Source organism: Verrucomicrobiota bacterium (assembly GCA_016871535.1).
Classification (GTDB): domain Bacteria; phylum Verrucomicrobiota; class Verrucomicrobiia; order Limisphaerales; family SIBE01; genus VHCZ01.
This window is the reverse complement of sequence record VHCZ01000353.1, coordinates 1-5,289: the sequence shown is the minus strand read 5'-3', so window position 1 is coordinate 5,289 and position 5,289 is coordinate 1. Positions and strand designations below refer to the sequence as shown.

Annotated in this window: 4 protein-coding genes; 1 reads left to right on the top strand and 3 read right to left on the bottom strand. The window is 60.6% G+C overall.

Translation table 11 applies throughout. The features are described from left to right. On the top strand, positions 1-357 hold a 357-nt coding region (locus FJ398_25820), incomplete at its 5' end, for a hypothetical protein (protein MBM3841309.1). 575 nt (positions 358-932) lie between these two features. Here FJ398_25820 and FJ398_25815 read toward each other — a convergent pair. From FJ398_25815 to FJ398_25805, 3 genes are all read right to left on the bottom strand, one after another. After that, positions 933-1,736 carry an endonuclease gene (locus FJ398_25815; protein ID MBM3841308.1) on the bottom strand — a complete coding sequence of 268 codons (804 nt, stop codon included), beginning with the start codon at positions 1,734-1,736 and terminating at the stop codon, positions 933-935. A gap of 80 nt (positions 1,737-1,816) precedes the next feature. Then, entirely contained in the window at positions 1,817-3,331 is a 1,515-nt protein-coding gene (locus FJ398_25810; protein MBM3841307.1) for a hypothetical protein, read from the bottom strand. Positions 3,332-3,658: 327 nt separating this feature from the next. Continuing rightward, on the bottom strand, positions 3,659-4,918 hold the full coding sequence (locus FJ398_25805; GenBank protein MBM3841306.1) for a DUF1552 domain-containing protein: 1,260 nt from the start codon (positions 4,916-4,918) through the stop codon (positions 3,659-3,661). Positions 4,919-5,289: the final 371 nt, after the last annotated feature.

Sequence of the window (5,289 nt, the reverse complement as noted above, 5' to 3'; positions counted from 1 at the left end):
CATGATCATGTTTTCTTTGTCCGAAATGGTGAGTGCTTTCATCGAGCGGATGATAACTCCGCTCAATCATATCGGCAATTACTTATGACGCTCTGTTTAGCGTGTGCGTTGTACGCGCGTGGGCGCATCGGGAAAATCGCTGCGGCTGAGATGGCAGGGGTGGATTTCTTCACGTTCCAGCGCGAACTAAGTGAGCGCCAAGTTCCCCTCTACACAAAGGAAATGCTGGCTTCTGGCTTTCTGAATCACTTCGGAATGAAGTGCTCACAATGGCAGGTGAGGGAGGCCAGAAGTCTATGTGACAACTCGCAACCGCTCTTCTCCTACCGTGGACTGCGAGTTCTGAGTCTAGCCTAGGCTAGTTATCTCCACAAGACCTTGTTTCCAAAGTTGAAGACCAGCGGCCTGGATGACGCCACGATCCGCCTGCTGACCGAAGAGAATCCCGTCCGGGCCTTCGCGTTCATGAGGCGATCGGGCTAAGAACTGAGTCGGTCATAAACGCGAGAGGCCGAATTCTGTCCAGTGCAGGAATTGTAGCCGGGCTCGGACTTGCCTTTTGCATCGCCATTCAGCGGGAGAATGACCCCGTTTACAATGGCATGCCGTTGAGCAACCACCTGGAAAGCTGCCGGGTAAACGGCATTTCAGGTGGTGGTGGATTTCAGTGCGCGAGAATCCGAGGTGAAAAATACGAGCCCAGGTCCCAGTTCATGTGAGCGTGAATCCGGGCTTTCTCCCTGCCCCCGGTCCTCCAGAGAGAGTTCTTCGCACGAACTTGATTCAACCACGGATTACACGGATCACACGGATAGGACTGCGTTCGCATCCGCGAAATCCCCGAAATCCGTGGTCCAGGAATCGGTTCAAGGCGCCCCGGCGCGGCCCGCGAAGCGTCCGATTCCTGTGGTCGTGCCGTAAGCCGCGGCGGGCTATTTGGTCCGCACGCGCTCCAGCACAGCGAGGACTGGACGGTGGTCTGAAGCGATTGGTTCGTCCAGCACTCGCGTCTCCATGACTCTCCATCTGCTGGCGGGGCGGAAAAGCACATAGTCGATCCGGCTGCGCGGAGTGCCGGCCGGCACAGTGGGTGCGGGAGAACTGGCTGCGGCGTCGCTCCAATGCTCGAACAACCTCCGCATCGTCTTGCTCTCCGGAACCGCGTTGAGATCACCGGCGAGCAGGATTGGACGATCATCGACAAACAATTCGTTAAGCCGGGCTGCCTGCGCCAACCGCTCGCTCTCGTCGCGCGTGTGATCCAGGTGCGTGGCGGCAAACCAGAACGGTTCGCGGGCGCTATCGGCCTTCACGCGCACTGAGAGCACGGCACGCGGTTCATGGCCCGCGGATCCCGGCAACGGATCATTCCGGATTTCGAGCAACGGCCAGCGCGACAGGATCGCGTTGCCGTAGCCCCCGCCGGAATAATCATAAGTTTTGCCGAACGCCACCTGCAGCCCGGTCAGCCTCCCCAGTTCAGCCGGCTGATCGACGCCGCCCGCGCGGCGGGTCTTCTGATCCACCTCCTGCAACGCAACCAGGTCCGGATCCACGCTCCGAATGATCCGGGCTAAGCGCTCATAATCGAATCGTCCATCCGTGCCTTCGGCGTGATGAATGTTGTAGGTCAAGACGCGGACGCGGTGATTGGAATCGGAGCGCGGCGGGGTCTCGCAACCGAGCAACGCCAAGGCCAACGCGAAGAGGCCGCATCGAAAAATCGATGTCTTCATGCCGACCTTCAGCGTGGGGTTGGGGTGAATCGGAGGCAATAGAGAAAACAGAAACGGCAAAACTGGAAATCTGAGTTGGCTTAGCGGTCGGCCTTTTTCGCCGCGCTGGAATTGTACTCGTCCGGCCCGCTCCCACTGGCGGGAACTGTGCTCGCAGGCGGAGTCACACCCGCGGCCAGCATCACACTGCGAATCGCGTCGATGGTTTCGAAGGACGGCTTGAAATTTCCGGGACGATGGCCCTCGGCAATCATTAATGGCGTCCAGCCGTACTTGTTCTTCCGATTCCAAATCTCGATCTTTGCGCCCTTGTCCGCGAGGAACTGCACCACCTTGGGAAGATTCTTGTAGGCTGCGCCGTGCATGGCGGTTTCGCCGTTCGCATCGACGGCATTCGCGTCGGCGCCCAGATCCAGGAGCAACTGCGCCGCTTCGAGCACTTCGGGTTCGGTCCCCGCGACTTCATTCGCTGCCGCGCCTCCGACGCCGATGCCGGTCGCGGCCATCAAGGGCGTGCATTTATCGACATTCCCCAGCAACGGATCGGCGCCCAACTCGACCAGCAATCGCAGGTACGCAGCGTCAGCGGTTCCCGCCGCCATCATGACGGGTGTGACACCTTCCTTGCTGAACTGACCTGCGCCGCCGCGCCCGCTCTTTAGCCGAACATTGACGTCCGCGCCGTGCCGCGCCAGTTTGCGGGCGAAATCGAGGCTGCTCAGGTTTCCCGATCCGATGGGCGGCGGATCACCGTCCGGGCCATCCCCGCGGTTGGGCTTGCGAACCCAGGTCAAGGCATGGAGCGGTGTGAATCCGGAGCGTTGATCGTTCGGGTCCGCGCCCGCCTCCAGAAGCGCGACAGCCGTTTCGAAATGCCCGTTCTCCACGGCCAGCATGAGCGGGCTGGTTCCGCGGCGCGAGATCTTGCCTCCGGGGCGGCGCGGTTGCATCGGTTCGTTCACATCGGCACCCGCTTTGAGCAAGGCGCGCACGACGTCAGTCCTGCCTTCACGTACGGCGAACAAGAATGGTGTAAAACCAGAATCCGACAGCGGTGTGCGAAATTCGGCTCCGGCTTCGAGCAAGGCTTCAACCACTTCGGTGTGGCCATCGGCGGCAGCCCACATCAGGGCGGTCTGCCCGCGCCGTTCCCGCGCGCTGATCTGGGCTCCGTGCGCGAGCAGCGCTTTGACCGGGCCGATGCGGCCCGTGCGCGCCGCGGTGATCAGAACTGCTTCGCCTCCGCGCAGCGTAGTGTTGGGATCGGCGCCCGCCTTCAACAGCAGTTCAACCAAAGCCGTGTTTCCGTTTTGGCAAGCTAGCGAAAGCGGCGTGACCTCGTAGCGGTTGGTGGCCTTGACGCTTGCTCCGGCGGCGACCAGGAGTTTGCTCGTATCGAAATCGTCGTAGTAAACCGCCCAGTGCAACGCGGTCATCCCATCGACTTGCGGCGCGTTTACATCGGCGTGCTTTTCCAGCAATGCCCGAATGGTTGCGCGGTCCGCCTTCTCCGCGGCGTCTGCCACGGGTGACTCTATGGAGGCCGCTGTTAAGCTGACGAGCGAAAGCAACAGAACAAGCGCAGGACCAGACATACGGCTGCGCGGCAGCGCAGCCCTGCTGAATTCATGGGAAGCTACCCTGGTCAGATTACCATGCTCTCGCCCCATGAGTCCGGTAGCGCGAGTCCGTCCCGGCGAGCCGCTCGACGTGCGTGGAACACGTCTGGATCGGCTCGCTGGGGACAGGCTCGCCCTACCGTCAGGTTCTTGAGGCGCTTCCATGATTCTTCGATTATGCATTGTGGCCGTGAACCCACCCCTTGCCCCTCTCAGGAGGTGATCCCCGTTCGTCGCGTCGGAAACAAGTTCCCCTCCTGGGAGGGGTAACGGGTGGGTCGGTTTGCAGCCCATGAACGTCCTTCACACCGGAAGCGGCTCGAACACCTCGTCCATCTTGCCTGTGCTGTCGCCGAACTTGTCGAGATGCACGCCGACCTTGTCGAGCAACGCCAGGTGCAGATTGGCCAGCGGGGTGGGCTTGTCGAATTTGATGTGCCGCCCGCCTTTCATTCCTCCCGCGGCGCCGCCGGCGACAATGATGGGCAGATTCGTGTGGTCGTGAACATTCGGGTTGCCGATGCCGCTGCCGTAGAGAAGGAGCGAATGGTCGAGCAACGTGCCATTGCCTTCCGGCGTCGCCTTCAACTTCTCAAGGAACTCGGCGAACAGCGAAACGTGGAACTGATTGATCTTGGCCATGCGCGCGATCTTTTCCGGGTCGTTGCCGTGGTGCGAGAGCGGGTGGTGCGGATCAGGCACGCCGATTTCGGGGTAAGTGCGGTTGCTGGTTTCGCGGGCGAGTTGGAACGTGATAACGCGCGTCACGTCGCCTTGAAAGGCCAGGAGCTGCAAGTCGAACATCAACCGCGCATGATCGGCGTAAGCCGCCGGCACGCCGACGGGGCGGTCGAGATCCGGGAGAGCATTATCCTTGGCATCCGCCTCCGCCTTCTGAATGCGGCGCTCCACTTCGCGGACGGAATCGAGGTATTGGCTGACGCGGACGCGATCACCCGGTCCCAGTTTTCGTTGCAGACGGGCAATGTCCTCGTTGAACGAATCGAGCAGGCTGGCTTTTTTCCGCAAGGCCGCCCGGCGCTCAGCCGGGCTGCCGCCTTCGCCGAACAGGCTCTCAAACACGATCCGCGGGTGGGCTTCTGCCGGAAGCGGCGTGGTGGGCGATGACCACGAGAGATTGTTTTGATAAACGCAGGCGTAGCCGTTGTCGCACTGGCCCACAAGTTGAAGAAGGTCCATCGCCAGCTCCAACGAGGGCAACTGCGTCTCCTGGCCGATTTGCTGCGCGGCGACTTGGTCCACTGTGGTCCCCAGGTAGTAGTCCGTGCTTTCCGTCAATTTCGCCTTGGCGGCGCTGAGGAAAGCGGAGTTGGAGGTGGCATGGCTGCCGGGATAAGCGTTCTTCAACTCCAAATTGGTGATGATCGTGACGTGCTTCTTGACGGGTTCGAGCGAGCTCAGAATTGGCGAGAGTTCGTCCAGAATCTTTTCGCTTTTTGGTGTCCACCGCGTGATATCGCATCCCATGGGCATGAAGACGAACCCGAGGCGGCGCATGGGATTGGCGGCAGTTTTGGCCAGAGGGGTTGCGGCGGGAACCATGGCGTCCAGCAACGGCAGCGCGATGGTCGCTCCCACGCCGCGCAGAAATGTCCGGCGAGGCAGAGCTTTCTTGGTCAGCAGCGTCACAGGGATTCCTCAGTGGTTTGAAGCAAGTGCGGAGTGTACAGGACAAGGCATCTTCGACTGGAGAGATGCAGGCGCTTCATGGCTACTGTTTACCACCGATTCTCTCGGTTTGCACGCCTGAAAATGTGGATGGCGGTAACCCCTCGTAACCCCTCAACTAAGTGGTCCATTTCATAAATACGCTCACGTTCGCGGCAAGGGATTTTTCGGCCAGACGAGGCGCGAGCGACGAGCATATCCCGAAGTGGATCTGTAAGGAGCAAGCAACGAAGTCTGGCGAAAAA